Origin of the sequence: Pseudomonas sp. EYE_354 (genome assembly GCF_023148575.1) — a bacterium.
GTDB lineage: Bacteria > Pseudomonadota > Gammaproteobacteria > Pseudomonadales > Pseudomonadaceae > Aquipseudomonas.
Window position 1 is genome coordinate 373,695 of record NZ_JAHXNQ010000002.1, and the last position, 18,842, is coordinate 392,536.

The 18,842-nt window shown below is 61.0% G+C and carries 19 protein-coding genes; 10 read left to right on the forward strand and 9 right to left on the reverse strand.

Features of this window, described 5'->3' with window-relative positions:
* Positions 1-16 precede the first annotated feature (16 nt).
* Genes KZX66_RS04430 through rpoE form a run of 3 tightly spaced genes read right to left on the reverse strand, consistent with a single transcriptional unit; the run spans position 17 to position 2,197 of the window.
* On the reverse strand, positions 17-979 hold the full coding sequence (locus KZX66_RS04430; RefSeq protein WP_248076812.1) for a MucB/RseB C-terminal domain-containing protein: 963 nt from the start codon (positions 977-979) through the stop codon (positions 17-19).
* 16 nt (positions 980-995) lie between these two features.
* Positions 996-1,583, reverse strand: coding sequence for an RseA family anti-sigma factor (locus KZX66_RS04435; protein WP_003172479.1), 588 nt, complete (start codon positions 1,581-1,583; stop codon positions 996-998).
* A 32-nt stretch (positions 1,584-1,615) separates the two neighbouring features.
* Positions 1,616-2,197 (reverse strand): RNA polymerase sigma factor RpoE, encoded by a 582-nt coding sequence (rpoE, locus tag KZX66_RS04440; RefSeq protein ID WP_003172477.1) that lies wholly within the window; start codon positions 2,195-2,197, stop codon positions 1,616-1,618.
* A gap of 464 nt (positions 2,198-2,661) precedes the next feature.
* On the opposite strand from rpoE, the gene nadB reads away from it, so the two are divergent.
* Positions 2,662-4,278, forward strand: a complete 1,617-nt coding sequence (nadB, locus tag KZX66_RS04445) for an L-aspartate oxidase (protein ID WP_248076815.1) — start codon at positions 2,662-2,664, stop codon at positions 4,276-4,278.
* On the opposite strand, the gene KZX66_RS04450 is transcribed toward nadB, so the two are convergent.
* Together KZX66_RS04450 and KZX66_RS04455 are read right to left on the reverse strand one after the other, a co-directional pair.
* Positions 4,247-4,693, reverse strand: a complete 447-nt coding sequence (locus tag KZX66_RS04450; RefSeq protein ID WP_248076817.1) for a protein YgfX — start codon at positions 4,691-4,693, stop codon at positions 4,247-4,249. The genes nadB and KZX66_RS04450 overlap by 32 nt on opposite strands.
* A complete protein-coding gene (locus KZX66_RS04455) occupies positions 4,677-4,931 on the reverse strand; it encodes a succinate dehydrogenase assembly factor 2 (protein WP_017736358.1) in 255 nt (84 codons plus the stop codon). The genes KZX66_RS04450 and KZX66_RS04455 overlap by 17 nt, the downstream gene beginning before the upstream one ends.
* Positions 4,932-5,071: 140 nt before the next feature.
* Here KZX66_RS04455 and KZX66_RS04460 point away from each other — a divergent pair, with 140 nt between their 5' ends.
* Positions 5,072-6,013, forward strand: a complete 942-nt coding sequence (locus KZX66_RS04460; protein ID WP_248076819.1) for a folate-binding protein YgfZ — start codon at positions 5,072-5,074, stop codon at positions 6,011-6,013.
* A gap of 35 nt (positions 6,014-6,048) precedes the next feature.
* Positions 6,049-6,870: an HDOD domain-containing protein gene (locus KZX66_RS04465; protein WP_248076821.1), complete on the forward strand. Its 822-nt coding sequence runs from the start codon at positions 6,049-6,051 to the stop codon at positions 6,868-6,870.
* On the opposite strand, the gene KZX66_RS04470 is transcribed toward KZX66_RS04465, so the two are convergent.
* The gene (locus KZX66_RS04470; RefSeq protein WP_248076823.1) at positions 6,871-8,256 is read right to left on the reverse strand and encodes a sensor histidine kinase; all 1,386 of its coding nucleotides are present in this window, start codon (positions 8,254-8,256) and stop codon (positions 6,871-6,873) included.
* Entirely contained in the window at positions 8,249-8,920 is a 672-nt protein-coding gene (locus KZX66_RS04475; RefSeq protein WP_248076825.1) for a response regulator, read from the reverse strand. Before KZX66_RS04475 ends, KZX66_RS04470 begins: the two co-directional genes overlap by 8 nt.
* Before the next feature lie 234 nt (positions 8,921-9,154).
* Here KZX66_RS04475 and KZX66_RS04480 point away from each other — a divergent pair, with 234 nt between their 5' ends.
* The 5 genes from KZX66_RS04480 (at position 9,155) to KZX66_RS04500 (ending at position 14,531) form a co-directional block, all read left to right on the forward strand.
* A complete protein-coding gene (locus KZX66_RS04480) occupies positions 9,155-10,447 on the forward strand; it encodes an OprD family porin (protein ID WP_248076827.1) in 1,293 nt (430 codons plus the stop codon).
* 26 nt (positions 10,448-10,473) lie between these two features.
* Positions 10,474-11,463 carry a tripartite tricarboxylate transporter substrate binding protein gene (locus KZX66_RS04485; RefSeq protein WP_248076939.1) on the forward strand — a complete coding sequence of 330 codons (990 nt, stop codon included), beginning with the start codon at positions 10,474-10,476 and terminating at the stop codon, positions 11,461-11,463.
* Positions 11,464-11,526: 63 nt separating this feature from the next.
* The gene (locus KZX66_RS04490) at positions 11,527-11,985 is read left to right on the forward strand and encodes a tripartite tricarboxylate transporter TctB family protein (protein WP_248076829.1); all 459 of its coding nucleotides are present in this window, start codon (positions 11,527-11,529) and stop codon (positions 11,983-11,985) included.
* A 1-nt stretch (position 11,986) separates the two neighbouring features.
* Positions 11,987-13,501 (forward strand): tripartite tricarboxylate transporter permease, encoded by a 1,515-nt coding sequence (locus KZX66_RS04495; protein WP_248076831.1) that lies wholly within the window; start codon positions 11,987-11,989, stop codon positions 13,499-13,501.
* The gene (locus KZX66_RS04500; protein ID WP_248076833.1) at positions 13,494-14,531 is read left to right on the forward strand and encodes an AbrB family transcriptional regulator; all 1,038 of its coding nucleotides are present in this window, start codon (positions 13,494-13,496) and stop codon (positions 14,529-14,531) included. The genes KZX66_RS04495 and KZX66_RS04500 overlap by 8 nt, the downstream gene beginning before the upstream one ends.
* A gap of 3 nt (positions 14,532-14,534) precedes the next feature.
* Here KZX66_RS04500 and ung read toward each other — a convergent pair whose 3' ends face one another.
* Positions 14,535-15,227 (reverse strand): uracil-DNA glycosylase, encoded by a 693-nt coding sequence (gene ung / locus KZX66_RS04505; RefSeq protein WP_248076835.1) that lies wholly within the window; start codon positions 15,225-15,227, stop codon positions 14,535-14,537.
* A 135-nt stretch (positions 15,228-15,362) separates the two neighbouring features.
* Here ung and KZX66_RS04510 point away from each other — a divergent pair, with 135 nt between their 5' ends.
* Positions 15,363-16,475, forward strand: coding sequence for an enoyl-CoA hydratase/isomerase family protein (locus tag KZX66_RS04510; RefSeq protein WP_248076837.1), 1,113 nt, complete (start codon positions 15,363-15,365; stop codon positions 16,473-16,475).
* Between the two features lie 47 nt (positions 16,476-16,522).
* Here KZX66_RS04510 and KZX66_RS04515 read toward each other — a convergent pair whose 3' ends face one another.
* Positions 16,523-16,888, reverse strand: coding sequence for a hypothetical protein (locus KZX66_RS04515; RefSeq protein ID WP_248076839.1), 366 nt, complete (start codon positions 16,886-16,888; stop codon positions 16,523-16,525).
* Positions 16,889-17,205: 317 nt separating this feature from the next.
* Here KZX66_RS04515 and KZX66_RS04520 point away from each other — a divergent pair, with 317 nt between their 5' ends.
* Complete coding sequence (locus KZX66_RS04520; RefSeq protein WP_248076842.1) at positions 17,206-18,828, forward strand: methyl-accepting chemotaxis protein; 1,623 nt, start codon at positions 17,206-17,208, stop codon at positions 18,826-18,828.
* The last annotated feature ends 14 nt before the right edge of the window (positions 18,829-18,842 follow it).

The window sequence follows — 18,842 nt, forward strand, 5'->3', positions numbered from 1 at the left end:
ACATAGGATTAACGACTCACGGCTTGGTGGTCGCGTTTTTCTCAGCACGCACCGACAGCGCAATGCGCTCGGCGGTACCGATCGGAATTTCACCGACGACCGTGACCATCATCGCCCCGTCCACCGTATTCAACCGACGAGATACAGCAACCGTTGGGCCCAGCTGCGTGCGGGTCTCGGTCACACTCACATCACTGATCGGCTCTAGAAATACCGAGAAACGCGCCAGCCCGTCTTCATACATCAAGCTGTCGACTGTGGCTTTGGTATGGATGTCTTTACGGGTCGTGCTGTTGGTCAACTCAAACCCCGGGGGCAGCCACTCCAAGTGCCACGCCACGCTAGACTCGCTCTGCGGCGACTGAGCATCAGCGACGGAGATCGGGTTGCAGTCGCTAGTGGGCTGCAAGTCGCGCTCTTCGGGTGCGGTCGAGGTATTCAAGCGAGTGAATTGAAAGCGCTCCAACAACTGCCCTTGCTCATTGAGCAACAGCGACTTGAGCGGCAGTGCGGTGTCACGATCCAGGTGCAACTCAAAACCGTAGCGGTATTGGTCACGCGGCGTGATCGACACAATCACTGCATTACGACCGGCCACGCGGGATTTACCGACAACAGCCAGTTCGTAGAATTGATTGAGTTTTTTTGGATCAAGTGCACGTGAAGGCGCATCACGCGAATTACCGAGGCCGGCGACAAGGGTGCCGCTGACACACTGGGTACGGCCATCTACACGCACAACTTCCTGGGCAGAACCATCAAGCTGCAAAAGCCGCTCGCGGACCTGACCGTTCTGGACGCGATGCCAGATGTCGTGGGTAGAAAAACTGCCGTTCCGTTCGTAAACGAACGTCCCTGCGAAACTTTGCTGCTGCTCTGCACGCCCAAGCCGTGTCAGCCAGTCTTGGGCTTCATCGGCATGGGCGGGGAGTGCAAACCAGCCACTGAGCAAAAGCGTAAGGAGCGGTATGGCGCGCATAAAGCTCCTTAATGGTTCAGCGGTTTTCCAGACTTGCTGCACGTGCGTATGGCAGAGCACTTTCAGTGCCTTTCAAAGCCGATTCCTGTGCATGTTGGCGCAGGTAGCCTGGAAGGCGCTGGTCTTGCCAGCCGGATTGCCCTTGAAGCACACCATTGGCCATAGGACCGGTGGTGTCAGAGCTTTCCTTGTAGCCGGCCAATACCGCTGGGCCTTTGACTTGCGGACCGGCCATGACCGGTTGCTGAGTTTGCTGAGCCAGTTCGGCACCGGCGATTTCGTCCTGATTGTACAGGCGAACACCAGCCAGAACTGCAACAGTCACCGAGGCAGCGACTGCCAGGCGACCCAGGCTACGCCAAGGACCACGAGCAGCTTTTGCCGGAACGGCTTCATCGGCCAGCGCAGCAGAAACAGCCGCAGCAATATCCAGACGAGGGATTAGAAGATCCTTGTGCATCACCGCCCGAGCGACTTGGTAACGAGACCAGGTATCACGGGTTTCGGCATCATCAAATGCGTTGAGCACTCGACGAAGTTCCAGTTCATCCGCTTCGTTATCCATCACTGCGGACAGCGATTCCTGCAGGGCATCACGACTCATGGCGGTTCCTCTCTTGGCTGTCGCCGCTGTCTTTAGTTTTCCTGCAACAACGGTTGCAAGGCTTTGTCGATGGCTTCCCTGGCCCGGAAAATCCGTGACCTTACAGTCCCCACCGGACATTGCATGACGCTCGCAATGTCTTCGTAACTCAGACCATCGAATTCACGTAAAGTTAACGCCGTACGCAAATCTTCTGGCAGTTGCTGAATTGTGCGATGAACGGTGCCCTCGATCTCGTCGCGCAGCAATGCACGCTCCGGCGACTCGAGATCTTTGAGGCCGTGATCACCATCGTAAAATTCTGCATCTTCTGAACTTACATCACTATCCGGTGGGCGGCGTCCGCGAGACACCAGATAGTTCTTCGCCGTGTTGATGGCGATGCGGTATAGCCACGTATAAAACGCACTATCGCCGCGAAAGTTGCCTAGCGCACGGTACGCCTTGATAAAGGCTTCCTGTGCGACGTCCTGCGCTTCATGGGTGTCGTGCACAAACCGCACGATCAACCCGAGAATTTTGTGCTGGTATTTCAGCACTAGCAGATCAAATGCACGCTTGTCGCCGCGTTGGACGCGCTCAACCAGCTGCTGATCCTCTTCCTGGGTTAGCATGAACACTCCTCGTTGAACTTGAAGGAGGCTTGCATAACTAAACGATCAGGCTTGCAAACATAGACTCGGACTTTTCGCAAAAGTTCTCCCCCTCCAAGCAAGTTTCCGGCATGCACTGATTTGGCACACACGAAAAACGCAGCGCGGGCAGCGCCGGCTGCGCGAATAATCTTGTCGCCGGTTTTCTGACGCGTCCAATGCTCCCGACGGGCCAATAAACTCAACCTTTTCCCAGCTTTCGGGCAACCTGCTATTGAGTCAGGGCTTATGCAAAAAGTTCCCGTTTCAATAACCGGCCGATTTTACCCATGCCGTTCACCGTAATCTCAGATTGCCACGAACGCCCGGCTATTGTGCCGCTCCCCCCCTCTATATACTAGTGGGCCGTATGACCCTTTGATTCGCCGATCCAGGCGTCCTGTTTGCGCCACCCCCTATGGATCGCTTTTTGCGGAATCCTTCAAATGAGCCAACAGTTTCAACACGATGTTCTGGTGATCGGCAGCGGTGCAGCCGGGTTGAGCCTTGCGCTCACGCTTCCCAGCCACTTGCGCATCGCAGTACTGAGCAAAGGCGACCTGGCCAATGGCTCGACATTCTGGGCCCAGGGCGGTGTTGCCGCCGTGCTGGATGACACTGACACAGTGCAATCCCACGTCGAAGACACCCTGAATGCCGGCGGCGGCCTGTGCAACGAAGATGCGGTGCGTTTCACTGTCGAGCACAGCCGCGAGGCCATCCAATGGCTGATCGACCAAGGCGTGCCCTTCACCCGTGACGAGCATGCGGGCCGCGATGACAACGGCTTCGAGTTCCACCTGACACGCGAGGGCGGCCACAGTCACCGCCGCATCATCCACGCAGCCGACGCCACTGGCGCCGCCATCTTCAAGACCCTGCTGGACCAAGCGCGCCAACGTCCCAACATCGAATTGCTGGAGCAACGCGTTGCTGTGGACCTGATCACCGAAAAGCGCCTGGGCCTGGAAGGTGAGCGCTGCCTGGGCGCGTACGTGCTAAACCGCGCCAGCGGCGAGGTCGACACTTACGGCGCGCGCTTCACGATTCTTGCCTCGGGCGGCGCGGCCAAGGTCTACCTCTATACCAGCAACCCCGACGGCGCCTGCGGGGATGGCATCGCCATGGCCTGGCGTTCGGGCTGCCGGGTGGCCAACCTGGAGTTCAACCAGTTCCACCCGACCTGCCTGTATCACCCGCAGGCCAAGAGCTTTTTGATCACCGAAGCCCTGCGCGGCGAAGGTGCACACCTGAAACTGCCGAATGGCGAACGCTTCATGCAGCGCTTCGACCCGCGCGCCGAACTGGCCCCTCGCGACATCGTAGCGCGCGCCATCGACCACGAGATGAAACGCCTGGGCATCGACTGCGTGTACCTGGACATCAGCCACAAGCCCGAAGCCTTCATCAAGACTCACTTTCCAACGGTGTACGAGCGCTGCCTGGCGTTCAACATTGACATCACCAAAGGCCCGATCCCCGTGGTGCCCGCCGCGCACTATACCTGCGGCGGGGTGATGGTCGATCAACACGGTCGCACCGATGTACCCGGCCTGTACGCGATTGGCGAAACCAGCTTCACCGGCCTGCACGGCGCCAACCGCATGGCCAGCAATTCGCTGCTCGAGTGTTTTGTCTACGCCCGCTCGGCTGCGGCCGACATCCTCGAACAACTGCCGCGCATACCGGTGCCAGCCACCCTGCCGCGCTGGGACGCCAGCCAGGTAACGGACTCGGACGAAGACGTGATCATTGCGCACAACTGGGACGAGCTGCGACGTTTCATGTGGGACTACGTGGGTATCGTGCGCACCAACAAGCGCCTGCAACGCGCTCAGCACCGAGTGCGATTGCTGCTCGACGAGATCGATGAGTTTTACAGCAATTACAAAGTCAGCCGTGACCTGATCGAGTTGCGCAACCTGGCCCAGGTGGCCGAGTTGATGATCCGCTCGGCCATGGAACGCAAGGAAAGCCGTGGCCTGCATTACACCCTCGACTACCCGCAGATGCTCCCCGAGGCCCGTGACACTATTCTGGTGCCAACCACCTACGGCGGCTGAACTTCAGGCGCACCCGCAGGCGCCGATGCACATCGGCGGCCTGCGAATCTTTCGGTACACAGATACAGCGCACCCGCCATTCACCTTGCGCCCGGTAACGCAGCACTACGATCAACGGCAAGGCCAGGCTGTCAGGCCGCAATTGCACGCTGTACCACCCCCGCTCAGCGCTGAATAACTGCCAGCCGTCCTCATCACGGCGCAGGCCCCGGATCGACGAACGGTGGGTTAACAGGATATGACGCGGCAACACCCAGGCAGCATGCGCCAGGCACAACACGAGGCCCAGGCTTGAAAAAGGCAGATTGCCAAACAGCAAGGCACCCAGCGCGAACAGCTGGGCCAGCAGGTACGCCGCCAGCAACAGCCGTGAGGCCTGCCAGCGGCATTCAAAGCGATTACTTGGGCTGGACACGATCCAGAATCATCCGAACCATGCGTTGCAGCTCAGGATCTTCCGATTCAGCGCGCTCCATGAACCAGCCGAACATGTCCTGGTCTTCGCACGTCAGCAGCCTGACGTAGAGATCGCGGTCCACCTTATCAAGGGTCGCGTACACCTCTTTAGTGAAAGGTACCAACAACACGTCCAACTCGAGCATGCCACGACGGCTGTGCCAGTAGAGGCGATTGATTTCTACGTCTTCGACCATGGAGCGCTCCTCAAATAGCACGCAAGTATACAGGCCCGACAGCGGGGGACCAGTCGGCTTTGGTCGCGCCATATCGAAACTATCCATTTGCCGGGCGCCCCTCTATGATGCACCCATGACTTTTTGACCTGCGATGACCCATGGCTGACTCTGCTTTTTTCTGCCCCCTGTCCCACGAAGGCGTTCTCGCCGTCCGCGGCGCCGATGCTGCCAAATTCCTGCAGGGACAGCTCACCTGCAACCTCAATTACCTGAGCGACACCCAGGCCAGCCTCGGCGCGCGCTGCACGCAAAAAGGCCGCATGCAGTCGAGCTTCCGCATCCTGCTGCAAGGTGATGGCGTGCTACTGGCGATGGCCAGCGCGCTGCTCGAGCCGCAACTGGCCGACCTGAAAAAATACGCCGTATTTTCCAAGTCCAAACTCACCGACGAAAGCGCCGCCTGGGCGCGCTTCGGTGTCACCGATGGTGAACTGGCCCTGACCAGCCTGGGCCTGGAACTGCCGGCCGAGACCGACAGTGTGGTGCGCACCGACGCGCTGATCGCCATTCGCGTGTCGCCTGGCCGCGCCGAACTCTGGGTGCCAGCGGAGAAAGCCGAAACCGTGCGCAGCCAATTGGCCGCACAGTTAACAGAAGCAGATCTGAATGAATGGCTGCTGGGCCAGGTTCGCGCGGGTATCGGTCAAGTGATGCCCCAGACCCGCGAACTGTTCATCCCGCAGATGCTCAATCTGCAGGCCGTAGGCGGCGTCAGTTTCAAGAAAGGCTGCTACACCGGCCAGGAAATCGTCGCGCGCATGCAGTACCTGGGCAAACTCAAGCGCCGCCTGTACCGCCTGAGCCTAAATGCGGCGCACATGCCCGAGCCTGGCACCCCACTGTTTTCCCCCAGCCACAACAGCTCGATCGGCGAAGTGGTGCTTGCTGCAAAAGCTGACCAGGTGATTGAACTTCTGGCGGTATTGCAAGCCGAAGCAGCCGATAGTGGCGATGTGCACATAGGTTCATTGGAAGGCTCGGTTTTGCAACTGCTTGATCTGCCTTACACACTCGATCGCGATCGAGAGATCCAACGTTAGTTGCCGTACTTTTCGCAACACCCTAGAGAGCATGAATGAACAAGCTGGCGGAAAGCGTCCAACAGGCTTTGGTGGCGGCCATCGACAATGATGACCTGGTTCTGCCGACATTGCCGGAAGTGGCCTTGCAAATCCGTAAGGCCGCCGAAGACCCGGAAATCAGCATCAGCCATCTGAGCAAGGTCATCGGTCGCGACACTGCCCTGTCGGCGCGCCTGATCAAAGTGGTCAACAGCCCGTTGATGCGCGCGACCCAGGAAGTCACCGACCTGCATACCGCCATCACTCGACTGGGCACCAACTACAGCAGCAACCTGGCCATCGGCCTGGTGATGGAGCAGATCTTTCACGCCCGCTCCGAGGCGGTCGAACAGAAAATGCGCGATGTGTGGCGCCGCAGCCTCGAAGTGGCGGGCGTCAGCTATGCACTGTGCCGCAGCCACAGCCAGCTCAAGCCAGACCAGGCGGCGCTGGGCGGCCTGGTGCATCAGATCGGCGTGCTGCCAATCCTGACCTACGCCGAGGACCACTACGAGCTGCTCTCCGACCCGGTCAGCCTCAACGACGTGATCGACAGCATCCACCCACTGCTCGGGGACAAGCTGCTGAGCGGCTGGGATTTCCCCGAAATGCTCGCAAAACTGCCAGGCCAGTACCTGAACCTGGAGCGTGACTCCGCGAGCCTCGATTACATCGACCTGGTCCAGATCGCCGTCATGTACTGCCACCGCGGAACTGACCATCCATTGGCCGAAATCGCGATGTCCGCCCTGCCTGCGCTCAAAAAGCTGCGCGTCGACCCCTACAGCGACAAGCTGCGTGCCGAATTGGATGAAGCACGGTCGATGTTCTACTGATCAACCCGCGATAAAACTCACCCGCACCTTCAGCCCCGCCTGCTCGCCATCGTGCAGGCTGATCTGGGCCAAATGCGCGCGGCAGATCTCGCCAACGATCGCCAGGCCCAAGCCCGACCCCATGCCCTGCTGACTGCGCCGGTAAAAGCGCTCGAACACTCGGTCGCGCTCATCCGCCGGGATCCCCGGGCCGTCATCTTCCACTTCCAGCACTGCCGGCGCCGTGACCCGCAAAATCACGTTGCCGCCGGGTGGCGTATGGGCCAGGGCATTGTCCACCAGGTTACTGAGCAGCTCATTGAGCAACGTCGGTTCGCCGCGCAACCACACCGGCTCGTCAGCCTCCAGTGCCAGCGCTACGCCGCGTGCATGGGCCAACGGCGCCATGGCCATGCCCAGCTCACGGGCCAGTTGGCTCAGGTCCAGCAACTGCGCGCCGCCTTCAGCGATTGCCCGGGCACCGTTTTCGATGCGCGCCAAAGACAGCAATTGATTGGCCAGATGAGTCAGTCGATCCGTGTTCTGCGCCGCCGTTTCCAACGTACTGCGCCAGGTAGCAGGGTCTTCGGCGCGCAGGCCGAGTTCCAGCCGTGCCTTGAGCGCCGCCAGCGGGGTGCGCAATTCATGGGACGCGTCGGCAATAAACTGCGCCTGGCGCTCGAACTGACCGCGCAGGCGTTCGGTGAAGTGATTGAGGGAGCGCACCAAGGGTCCGAACTCATGCTGCACCTCAACCAGCGGCAACGGCCGCAGGTCGTCAGGCTGACGCTCTTCTACTGCCGTGCGCAGGCGCTCCAGCGGGCGCAACGCCGCGCTGACGGCAAACCACACCAGCAACAATGCGCCGACGGCGAGCATCCCCAAACGCAGCAAGGTGTCGGCCATCAGGCTGCGCGCCATGCTTACGCGGGCCTCATCGGTTTCGGCCACGCGGATTTCCGCCATCCCGTTCATGTTCGGTTCGGAGACCGCCTTGAGCAGGCTGACCACACGTACCTCCTGACCCTGATACATGGCGTTGTAAAACCGCGCCAGCGCCGGGTAATCATCAGTTCGCGGGGTGCCGGGCGGCGGGCCGGGCAGGTTCTCGTAGCCGGAGATCAGCTTCTGGTCGATGTCATTGACCTGGTAATAGATCCGCCCGGCGCTGTCGTAGGCGAAGGTGTCCAAGGCCACATAGGGCACGTTGGCGCTGAGCGTACCGTCCACTTGGGTCAGGCCGGCGGCGATGGTCCGCGCCGAGGCCAGCAGCGTGCGGTCGTAAGCGGTGTCGGCCGCCTCGCGGCCGTTCCAGTAGGCACTCATGCCACTGGCCAGCATCAACAGCACTAACAGCAGCGCCAGGTTCCACAGCAGGCGCCAGCGCAGGCTGCTCGGCTTATGCATCACGGGCTTCCAGCAGGTAGCCAAGGCCGCGGAAAGTGACGATAGCGATAGGTTGCCCGTCGAGCTTCTTGCGCAGGCGGTGCACGTAGATCTCGATGGCGTCGGGGCTCGCCTCTTCGTCCAGGCCAAACACCTGGGACGCAAGCTGCTCCTTGCTCATCACCCGCCCCGGACGCGCGATCAAGGCTTCAAGCACGGCCTGCTCGCGGGAAGTCAGGGTTAACAGTTCGCCGCCGACGGTGAACCGCCGGGTGTCGAGGTCATACACCAGTACGCCGCAGGTTTGCTGGCGCTCGCCACCCAGCACGCTACGGCGCAGCAGCGCCTTGACCCGCGCTTCCAACTCCGTAAGTTCGAACGGTTTGGCGAGGTAGTCGTCGGCGCCCAGGTTCAGGCCATGCACCCGGTCCTTTACGTCACTGCGCGCGGTCAGCATTAACACCGGCAGATTTTTTCCACGTGCCCGCAACCGCGCAAGCACCTCGAAACCATCCATGCGCGGCAGCCCCACATCGAGGATAGCCGCCGCGTATTCCTCGCTGCTCAAGGCCAGGTCCGCGGCCACCCCATCGTGCAACACGTCGACGGTCAAACCCGTGCTCTTGAGCGCTTGGGCGACACTTTCGGCGAGCTGCAAATGGTCTTCAACCAGGAGGACACGCATGGATTTTTACCTCATTCAGGGGTGGTCGACACCACGCTTGCCGGGCAGTTTACAGGCGCCGCCTGCCCTGTGAAGCCCGAAAACATTGAAAGGCAGCTGAAAGGTTAGTGAAAGCTTCGCCCTTTAGCATCCAGACACGGTGGGTCCTGCCTGCCGAGCGACCTCACCGGCCGCGCCCGAAAAACGCCTCGATGCGTTTTCGTCAAAATAAGAACAATAACGGAGTGCACCACGATGCTGTCGACACAGCCCCAGGCTTGCCCGCCTGTTCGATTCTCCCGCCGTACCCAGACCGCCCTCGCCAGTGCCGCTGCCCTTGCCGGCTTTACGCCGCTTAGCCAGGCTGCCTTCTTCGAAGACAGCAGCGCGACCCTGGAAACCCGCAATATGTACTTCAACCGCGACTTTCGCGACGGCACCAGTGCGCAGCAATCCAAGCGTGACGAATGGGCCCAGGGCTTCATGCTCAACCTGCAATCGGGCTACACCGACGGCACCGTCGGTTTTGGCGTGGATGCGCTGGGCATGCTCGGGGTCAAGCTCGACTCCAGCCCCGACCGCACCGGAACCGGCCTGCTGCCGACCCACGACGATGGGCGCGCTGCCGACGAGTACTCCAAGCTGGGCCTGACCGGCAAAGTGAAAATCTCCGCCACCGAGCTGAAGATCGGCTCGCTGATGCCGGAGCTGCCGATCCTCAAGCCCAACGATGGGCGTATCCTGCCGCAGACCTTTAACGGTGGCCTGCTGACCTCCAAGGAATTCAAGAACCTTGTGTTCACCGGTGGCCGCCTGGACAAGGCCAAGGACCGCGACGACAGCAACTATGAGGACATCGCCCTCAACAACAAGAACAGTCGCTTCCTCAGCGGTGCCACCGGCAAGCACTTCAACTTCGGTGGCGTGGACTACAAGTTCGCCGACAAGATCACCGGCAGCTACCACTTCGCCCAGCTCGACGACGTGTATCGCCAGCACTTCCTCGGCCTGGTTGCCGCGCGCCCCATGGGCCCCGGCACCTTCGCCGCCGACCTGCGCCTGGCCATCAGTGATGACACCGGTGCCGCGCGCGGCGGCAAGATCGACAACACCTCCCTCAACGGTCTGTTCAGCTATGCCCTCAACGGCCATAAGCTCAGCGCCGGCTACCAGCACATGTCTGGCGACAGCGCCTTCCCCTATGTGGATGGCAGCGACCCGTACCTGGTCAACTTCGTTCAGATCAACGACTTCGCAGGCGCCGACGAACGCTCCTGGCAAGCGCGCTACGACTACGATTTCGCCAAGCTGGGCATTCCAGGCCTGAGTTTCATGAGCCGTTACCTGTCGGGTGACAACATCAAGCTCAAGAACGGCGAGACCGGGCGGGAGTGGGAACGCAACAGCGAGATCAAGTACGTGGTGCAGAGCGGAACGTTAAAGGACGTGGCCGTGCGCCTGCGTAATGCCACGTACCGCTCCAACTATTCAGCCCGTGATGCGGACGAAATGCGCGTACTGGTCAGCTACAGCGTCGCGCTTTGGTAGTAACAACTCATAACAACAAGACGGAGATCACCATGACCTATTCATTGCGTAAATTGGCCCTCGCCGCCGGCTGCATGCTGTTCGCCGGCCAACTGCTGGCCGCCGACGAACCCAAGCGTCCGGAATGCATCGCCCCGGCCTCCCCTGGCGGCGGTTTCGACCTGACCTGCAAACTGGTGCAAAGCGCGCTGGTCAACGAAAAATTGCTGAGCAAACCGATGCGGGTCACCTACATGCCCGGCGGCGTAGGCGCAGTGGCCTACAACGCAGTGGTCGCGCAGCGCCCTGCCGACGCCGGCACGTTGGTGGCCTGGTCCAGCGGTTCGCTGCTGAACCTGGCCCAGGGCAAATTTGGTCGTTTCGACGAAAGCGCCGTGCGCTGGTTGGCGGCGGTCGGTACCAGCTATGGTGCGATCGCAGTCAAAAGCGACTCGCCCTACAAGAACCTCGACGATCTGGTCAAAGCCTTGAAGAAAGATCCAGGCAGCGTGGTGATTGGTTCCGGCGGCACCGTCGGCAGCCAGGACTGGATGCAAACCGCACTGATCGCCAAGGCTGCCGGGATCAACCCGCGTGAGCTGCGTTACGTCGCCCTCGAAGGCGGCGGCGAAATCGCCACGGCTCTGCTCGGCGGTCACATCCAGGTGGGCAGTACCGACATCTCCGACTCCATGCCGCACATCCTCAGCGGTGACATGCGCCTGCTGGCCGTGTTCTCCGAGAAGCGCCTGGATGAGCCGGAAATGAAAGACATCCCGACAGCCAAAGAGCAGGGCTACGACATTGTCTGGCCGGTGGTGCGCGGCTTCTACCTTGGGCCAAAAGTCAGCGATGCCGACTACGCCTGGTGGAAAGACGCCTTCGACAAACTGCTGGCCTCCGAGGAGTTTGCCAAGCTGCGCGACCAGCGTGAGCTGTTCCCGTTCGCCATGACCGGTCCGGAGCTGGACACCTACGTGAAGAAACAAGTGGCTGACTACAAAGTGCTGGCCAAAGAGTTCGGCCTGATCCAGTAAACGCCCCTCCTTCCTTACGCGGCCACGCCCTCCTCCACAGGCGGCGTGGCCCAGGAGTTCGACATGCTTTTACAACGCATTTTTGCCGCAGTGCTGCTGCTGGCCTGTGCCGGCCTGGCGCTGATGGCCTGGCCGTATCAGGCGGCGTTTTCCTACGAGCCGGTGGGGCCTCGCGCCTACCCGCTGCTGATGCTCGGGCTGATGAGCCTGGCGCTGATCTACATGCTGTTTCGCCCGCAACCGACCCGGCACACCGAAGAAGAACCGGCGTTGGACCGCGATACCCTGGTCAAGATCGGCATCTGCGTCGCGCTGCTGCTGGTCTTCGCGGCAACGTTCGAACCGCTGGGCTTCATTCTCAGCAGCATGTTGATCGGTATTCCGATGGCACGCTTGTACGGGGGCCGCTGGTTACCGGGTGCAGTGATCATCACCTTGATCAGTGTCGGCCTTTATCTACTGTTCGATAAAGCCATGGATGTCCCGCTGCCCCTGGGCCTGCTCAACGTTCTGGAGAACTGATATGGATACTTTCGGCTATTTGGGCCAGGGCTTCGGCGTCGCGTTGACCCCCTACAACCTGGTGACCGCCCTCTGCGGCACCTTGATCGGCACCGTGGTTGGCCTGTTGCCAGGCCTGGGCCCGATCAACGGCGTGGCGCTGCTGATCCCCATCGCATTCGCCTTGGGCCTGCCGCCGGAATCGGCGCTGATCCTGCTCGCGGCCGTGTACCTGGGCTGTGAATACGGTGGTCGCATCAGCTCGATCCTGCTGAACATCCCGGGCGAAGCCTCCACCGTGATGACCACCCTGGACGGTTACCCGATGGCTCGCAAAGGCCTGGCCGGCGTAGCGCTGTCGTTGTCGGCGTGGAGCTCGTTCATCGGCGCGCTTATTGCCACCTGCGGCATGGTGCTGTTTGCGCCGCTGCTGGCCAAATGGGCAATTGCCTTCGGTCCTGCGGAATATTTCGTACTGATGGTGTTCGCGATTGTCTGCCTGGGTGGTATGGCCGGCGACAAACCACTGAAAACCTTTGTGGCGGCACTGATCGGCCTGTTCCTCTCGGCGGTGGGCATCGACGCCAACAGTGGCGTGTACCGTTTTACCGGCGACAACATCCACCTCACCGACGGCATTCAGTTCGTGGTGCTGGTGCTGGGCCTGTTCTCCATCAGCGAAATCCTGTTGCTGCTGGAAAAAACCCACCGGGGCCAGGAAGCCGTCACCGCCACCGGCCGCATGATGTTCAACGTCAAGGAGGCTGCTTCGGTATTCCTGGTGAACATCCGCTGCGGCGTGCTGGGTTTCATTATGGGCGTACTGCCAGGTGCTGGCGCGACACTGGCCAGCGCGGTGGCCTACATGACCGAAAAACGTATCGCCGGCGCTTCGGGTGAATTCGGTAAAGGCGACAAACGCGGCCTCGCAGCGCCGGAAACAGCAATCGGCGCGGCGGCCTGTGGTGCGTTGGTACCGATGCTGACCCTCGGCGTACCGGGTTCAGGCACCACCGCGGTGATGATCGGCGCGCTGTCGCTGTACAACATCACCCCCGGTCCCCTGCTGTTCCAACAGCAACCGGACATCGTCTGGGGTCTGATCGCCTCGTTGTTTATCGCCAACGTCATGCTGGTGATCCTCAACATCCCGATGATCCGCATCTTCACGCGTATCCTCGCCGTACCAAACTGGGCGCTGGTGCCGGTAATCGCCATCATCACCGCGATTGGTGTGTACGCGGTGCATGCCACCACCTTCGACCTGTTCCTGATGATTGGCATCGGCATCTTCGGCTACATTCTGCGCAAACTGGACTTCCCGCTGTCGCCGTTGCTGCTGGGCTTTATCCTCGGTGGCCTGATGGAGCAAAACCTGCGCCGCGCGCTGTCGATCTCCAACGGTGGGCTGGAAATTCTCTGGTCGAGCCCGATCACCTTTGGTGTCTGGGTGCTGACGGCAATCATGCTGCTGGTGCCGCTGCTGCGTATTTGGCGCAAACGTGCCCAACAGCGTCGTGCCGTGGCCGATGTCTGAGGTCACCTTTAAGCAATGGTGGGGAACACCGCTGGTCGGCCTGGCCGGCGGTTACCTGGCCAGCCTCGTCGGCTGGCCATTGCCGTATATGGTCGGCTCGTTGCTGGCGATCATTCTGGTGCGCTGCCTCACACCCTGGCAGTTGGCCGAGATACCCGGCGGGCGCAAATGCGGCCAATGGGTGGTGGGGATCGGCATCGGTCTGCACTTCACCCCGCTGGTGATCGAGCAGGTGATGAGCCACTTCGGCCTGATCTTCTTCGGTGCACTGGTGACCAGCCTGTCGAGCGTGGTGGGCGTGTGGCTGATGCGTCGCAGCGGTGAAGACCGTGCCACTGCATTTTTCTCCAGCATGCCCGGTGGTTCCGGTGAGATGGTCAACCTTGGTTCACGCAATGGCGCGGTGCTCAGCCGTGTCGCGGCGGGGCAAAGCCTGCGGGTGCTGGTGGTGGTGCTGTGTGTACCGGCGATCTTCAAGTATTTGCTGGAAGGCGGCGCCCCCCAGTTCCACCCTGCGCCGGTGAGCTGGGCCTGGCTGGCGCTGCTGTTTCCCCTCGGCGCGCTGGTGGCGTGGGGCTGGCAGCGCTTGCGTCAGCCCAACCCTTGGCTGTTCGGGCCATTGCTGGTGAGTGCCACCGCCAGCGTGGTGTGGGACCTGCATATCGGTTTGCCCGACGGCGGCAGCCAGATCGGCCAATGGCTGATCGGCAGCGGTTTGGGCTGCCACTTCAATCGCGAGTTCTTTCGCCGGGCCCCCTCGTTCATGGGCCGCACCTTGATCGGCACGGCCTTGACCATGGCGCTCGCAACATTGGCGGCGATGGGCTTGAGTGCCCTCACCCACCTGGACCTGCGCTCGTTGACCCTGGGCATGATGCCCGGCGGTATTGCCGAGATGAGCCTTACGGCCGAGACCCTGCAGCTTTCGGTGCCGCTGGTAACGGCGATGCAGGTGATGCGTTTGTTGTTTGTGTTGTTTCTGGCCGAACCCTTGTTCCGCCATTGGAACCGCCAGCCCGAGAAAACCTGAGCCTCAGAGTGGCGGCAATCGCCACTCAATCGGCGTCTCGCCATTCTGCTCAAGAAATTTATTGGTGCGGCTGAAATGCCCGCAGCCCAAAAAGCCCCGATACGCCGACAACGGTGACGGATGCACCGATGTCAGCACCAGATGTTTGGTGGCGTCGATCAGCTTCTGCTTGCCCTGGGCATGGGCGCCCCACAGCAAAAACACCAAATGCGGTTGATGCTCGCTGACCACTTCGATAATCCGATCGGTAAAAAACTGCCAGCCCTTGCCCGCGTGCGCATTGGCGTTGGCGCGCTCTACGGTCATGGTGGTGTTGAGCATCAATACACCTTGGTCGGCCCAGCTTTGCAGGTAGCCGTGGTTGGGGATGTCGATATTCAGGTCGCGCTTGAGCTCTTTATAGATATTGACCAGGGACGGCGGCGCCGGCACGCCCGGCTGTACCGAGAAACACAGGCCGTGGGCCTGGCCGGGGCCGTGGTACGGGTCTTGGCCGAGCACGACCACCTTGACCTTATCCAAAGGCGTTGAGTTGAGCGCGTTGAAAATCAGCGGGCCCGGCGGGTAGATCTCTTTGCCGGCGGCGTGCTCCTGGCGCAAAAACTCACGCAGTTGGGCCATGTAGGGCTTGTCGAACTCATCACGCAGGGCGTGTTTCCAGCTGGGTTCGAGTTTGATACGGTCGCCTTCGGTCATGGTGGGGTCATCGTGTAAAAAAGAATGCGCGAACCCTAGGAAAGCCGACCCCGCTTGTCAATTGATCTGACACACCACCGGCACTTTCCTTTGGCGCGACCATACTGATCTCTCACCTTCTCGATTGAGGCCACGATGAATCTGCATTTCGAAGAGCTGACCGGCAGCGCCGGTGCCCGTATTGGCATCGCCAGCCTGGACGCTGAAAAGTCCCTCAATGCCCTCTCCTTACCAATGATCCTGGCCCTGGGCGAACGCCTGGATGCGTGGGCCAAAGACCCGAACATCGTCTGCGTGCTGTTGCGTGGCAACGGCCCCAAGGCATTTTGCGCCGGTGGCGAGGTGCGTAGCCTGGCCCAGGCGTGCCGCGAGCAGCCGGGTGAAGTCCCGGCGCTGGCCGCGCAGTTTTTTGCCGCTGAATACCGCCTCGACTACCGCCTGCACACCTATCCCAAGCCGGTGATCTGCTGGGGCCACGGTTATGTGCTGGGCGGCGGTATGGGCCTGCTGCAAAGTGCAGCGGTGCGCATTGTCACGCCCAGCAGCCGGCTGGCCATGCCCGAAATCAGCATCGGCCTGTATCCGGATGTAGGCGCCAGTTGGTTTCTGTCGCGCCTGCCAGGCAAGCTTGGTTTATTCCTCGGCCTCACCGGCGCGCACGTCAACGGCCGTGATGCACTTGACCTGGGCCTGGCCGACCGCTTCTTGCGCGACGACCAACACGACGAACTGCTCGACGGCCTGTTGCAACTGAACTGGCAGGAACAGTCCGCGCTGCAACTCAACAGCCTGCTCAAATCCCTGGCCCAGGAAGCCCTCAACCAGCAACCCGAAGCCCAATGGTTACCGCGCCGGGCGCAGATCGACGAGTGGCTGGATGTGGGCGATGTACGCGGTGCCTGGCGTGCCTTGAGCCTACTGCGCGATCACTCCGACCCGTTGCTCAGCCGGGCCGGTAACACATTAAGCGAAGGCTGCCCGCTGACCGCGCATCTGGTGTGGGAACAAATTCAACGCGCGCGCCATTTGTCCCTGGCCCAGGTGTTCCAGATGGAATACACCCTGAGCCTCAATTGCTGCCGCCATCCGGAATTCAGCGAAGGGGTACGCGCCCGTTTGATCGATAAGGACCAGACGCCCCACTGGCATTGGCCGGACATCAATACGGTGCCGGAGGCCGTGGTACAGGCGCATTTCAACAAGGCGTGGGAAGGCCGGCACCCGCTGGCCGACTTGTCCGACTACTGAGCATTGCCCGCCCACAAAAAAGCGGCGCTTGCTGCGCCGCTTGCCTGTCAACGGTGGCCGCCGCGGCCACCTCCATGGTCGCCACCGCGGCCGTGCCGACCATTGCCCCCATGATCGCCCCAGCCCTGGTTCGGGTACGGCCGGTAACCGGCCCTTGGCCCTGATGGGTAGTAGCGCGGTGCCGGCTGGTAATAACGCGGCGCAGAGTAGTAACGCGGTGCGGGCGCGTAATAGCGTGGCGAGGGGTAATAATCACGACGGTATTGATAGGCCGGACCACCCCCGTAGTAATACGCCGGCGCCGGTGAGGTGTAGACCTCGGATCGATAGTAGGTCGCGCCTCCATCGTAGTAGGGCACACAGGCGGTAAGGGTCAGACCGAGTAAAGCGCTGAGCAGCAGTCGTCGATACATGGCGGCCTCCTGGACCGCGGAAGAGCACCTCCAGCGACGCGGGAGGGCGGCATTCAGCTTTCACTGAATGACGAAATATCTGACATCAAAAACCGAATCTGGTGCCTTTTGGTAACAACTTGATACATGAACGCAGCAGGTGTTAGCGCTGACGCTGAGCACAGCTATCAATAGCTGTTAACCATCAAGTTACTTTATCGATTCACTAAATTCAGTTGGGCCGAAACTTTCTCGATTGCGACGATGTCACTATGCCATCGCACCAAGCCAGGGAGGCTCTAGCGTGTGTCCCTCGCCACTATCGCCGGATCCGAGCCATGAAAATTTCAACCAAGCTGCTGCTTTCTTTTCTACTGTGCGCCCTCGTCACCCTCGGGGTTGGGCTGTTGGGCATCAAAGGTGTTGTGCGGCTGGCCAACTCACTGGAAATGGCGTTCTCCAACAATCTCGTATCCGTCAGCAGCACGTCTGCCACCCTCAATGGCCTGGTCGCCCACAACCGTGGTTTGTACCGTTTGATGGATGCCAGCCAGGGTGACGTGTCCCAACAAGACCGCGACCGCGTGCGCCAGGACATCGCCAACGAACTGAAGAACAGCCAGGCCGCCTATAACACCTACCGCGCCACGGCGCTCGAAGATGACGAACGAGCGGCAGGCGACAAACTCGACCAGATCTGGCCCGCCTACATCAGCAGTTCGGACAGCATCATGTCGATGCTCGACAGCGGCCAGGTTGACCAAGCCCGAGCGCAGCTCAACAGCACCAACAATGAACTGTTCCGTCAGGCCCGCGCGCTGATCCGCGTGATGATCGAGTCCAACAACCGCCAGATCCAGGAAGGCGCCGTCGCCGCCGATGAGCTGCGTGACAGCGCGTTGACCTGGATGATCAGCGGCATTGTCCTGGCCTTTATCATCGCCCTCATCATCGGTGTGCTGATCACCCGCCTGATCACCCGGCCTATCGCCCAGGCGGTCGAGAACGCGCAGCGCATCGCCAAGGGCGACCTGACCCAGGCCATCGTCACCAACCGCACCGATGAAGCCGGGCAATTGCTGATGGCGCTCTCGGATATGCAGGGCGGCTTGAAAAGCACCCTCCTGGAAATCGCCAACGCCTCCGACCAGCTCGCGTCTGCCGCCGAGGAGCTGAGCGCGGTCACCGAAGAAAGCAGCCGTGGCCTGATCCGCCAGAATGACGAAATCCAACAAGCCGCCACCGCCGTCAACCAGATGACTGCTGCCGTGGACGAAGTCGCAAGCAATGCCGTGTCCACCTCCGAAGCCTCACGCCAGGCCACCGCTGAAGCCGAGGACGGTCGCCAACAAGTGCAAGAGGCCGTGTCCGGCATGAGCTCGATGGTGGTGGAGATTAACGAATCGACACAATCGGTCGAGGACTTGGCCAATCAGGTGCGCGAGATCGGCAAGGTAATCGATGTGATCCGCAGCATCGCCGACCAGACCAACCTGCTGGCGCTGAATGCGGCGATCGAAGCGGCCCGCGCCGGCGAACAAGGCCGCGGTTTTGCGGTGGTTGCCGACGAGGTGCGGGCCTTGGCCCATCGCACCCAGACCTCCACGGTCGATATCGAGAAAATGATCGGCGCGGTGCAGGTCGGCGCCGATGGTGCGGTAGCGGCCATGAACAAAAGCATGACCTGGGCCAACAATACCCAGACCCTCGCGCAAAACGCCGGTCAAGCGCTGCAACGCATCACTGCCAGCGTGGCGAAGATCAACGAGCGTAACCTGGTGATCGCCTCCGCCTCCGAAGAGCAGGCCCAAGTGACCCGCGAAGTGGACCGTAACCTGCTCAACATTCAGGACCTCTCGACCCAGACTGCCGCCGGCGCCAATCAGACCAACGCGTCCAGTCAGGACCTTTCCCGCCTGGCCACGTCGTTCAATGTGCTGGTCAGCAAGTTCCAGCTGTAAGTAGCCTGCCGAGG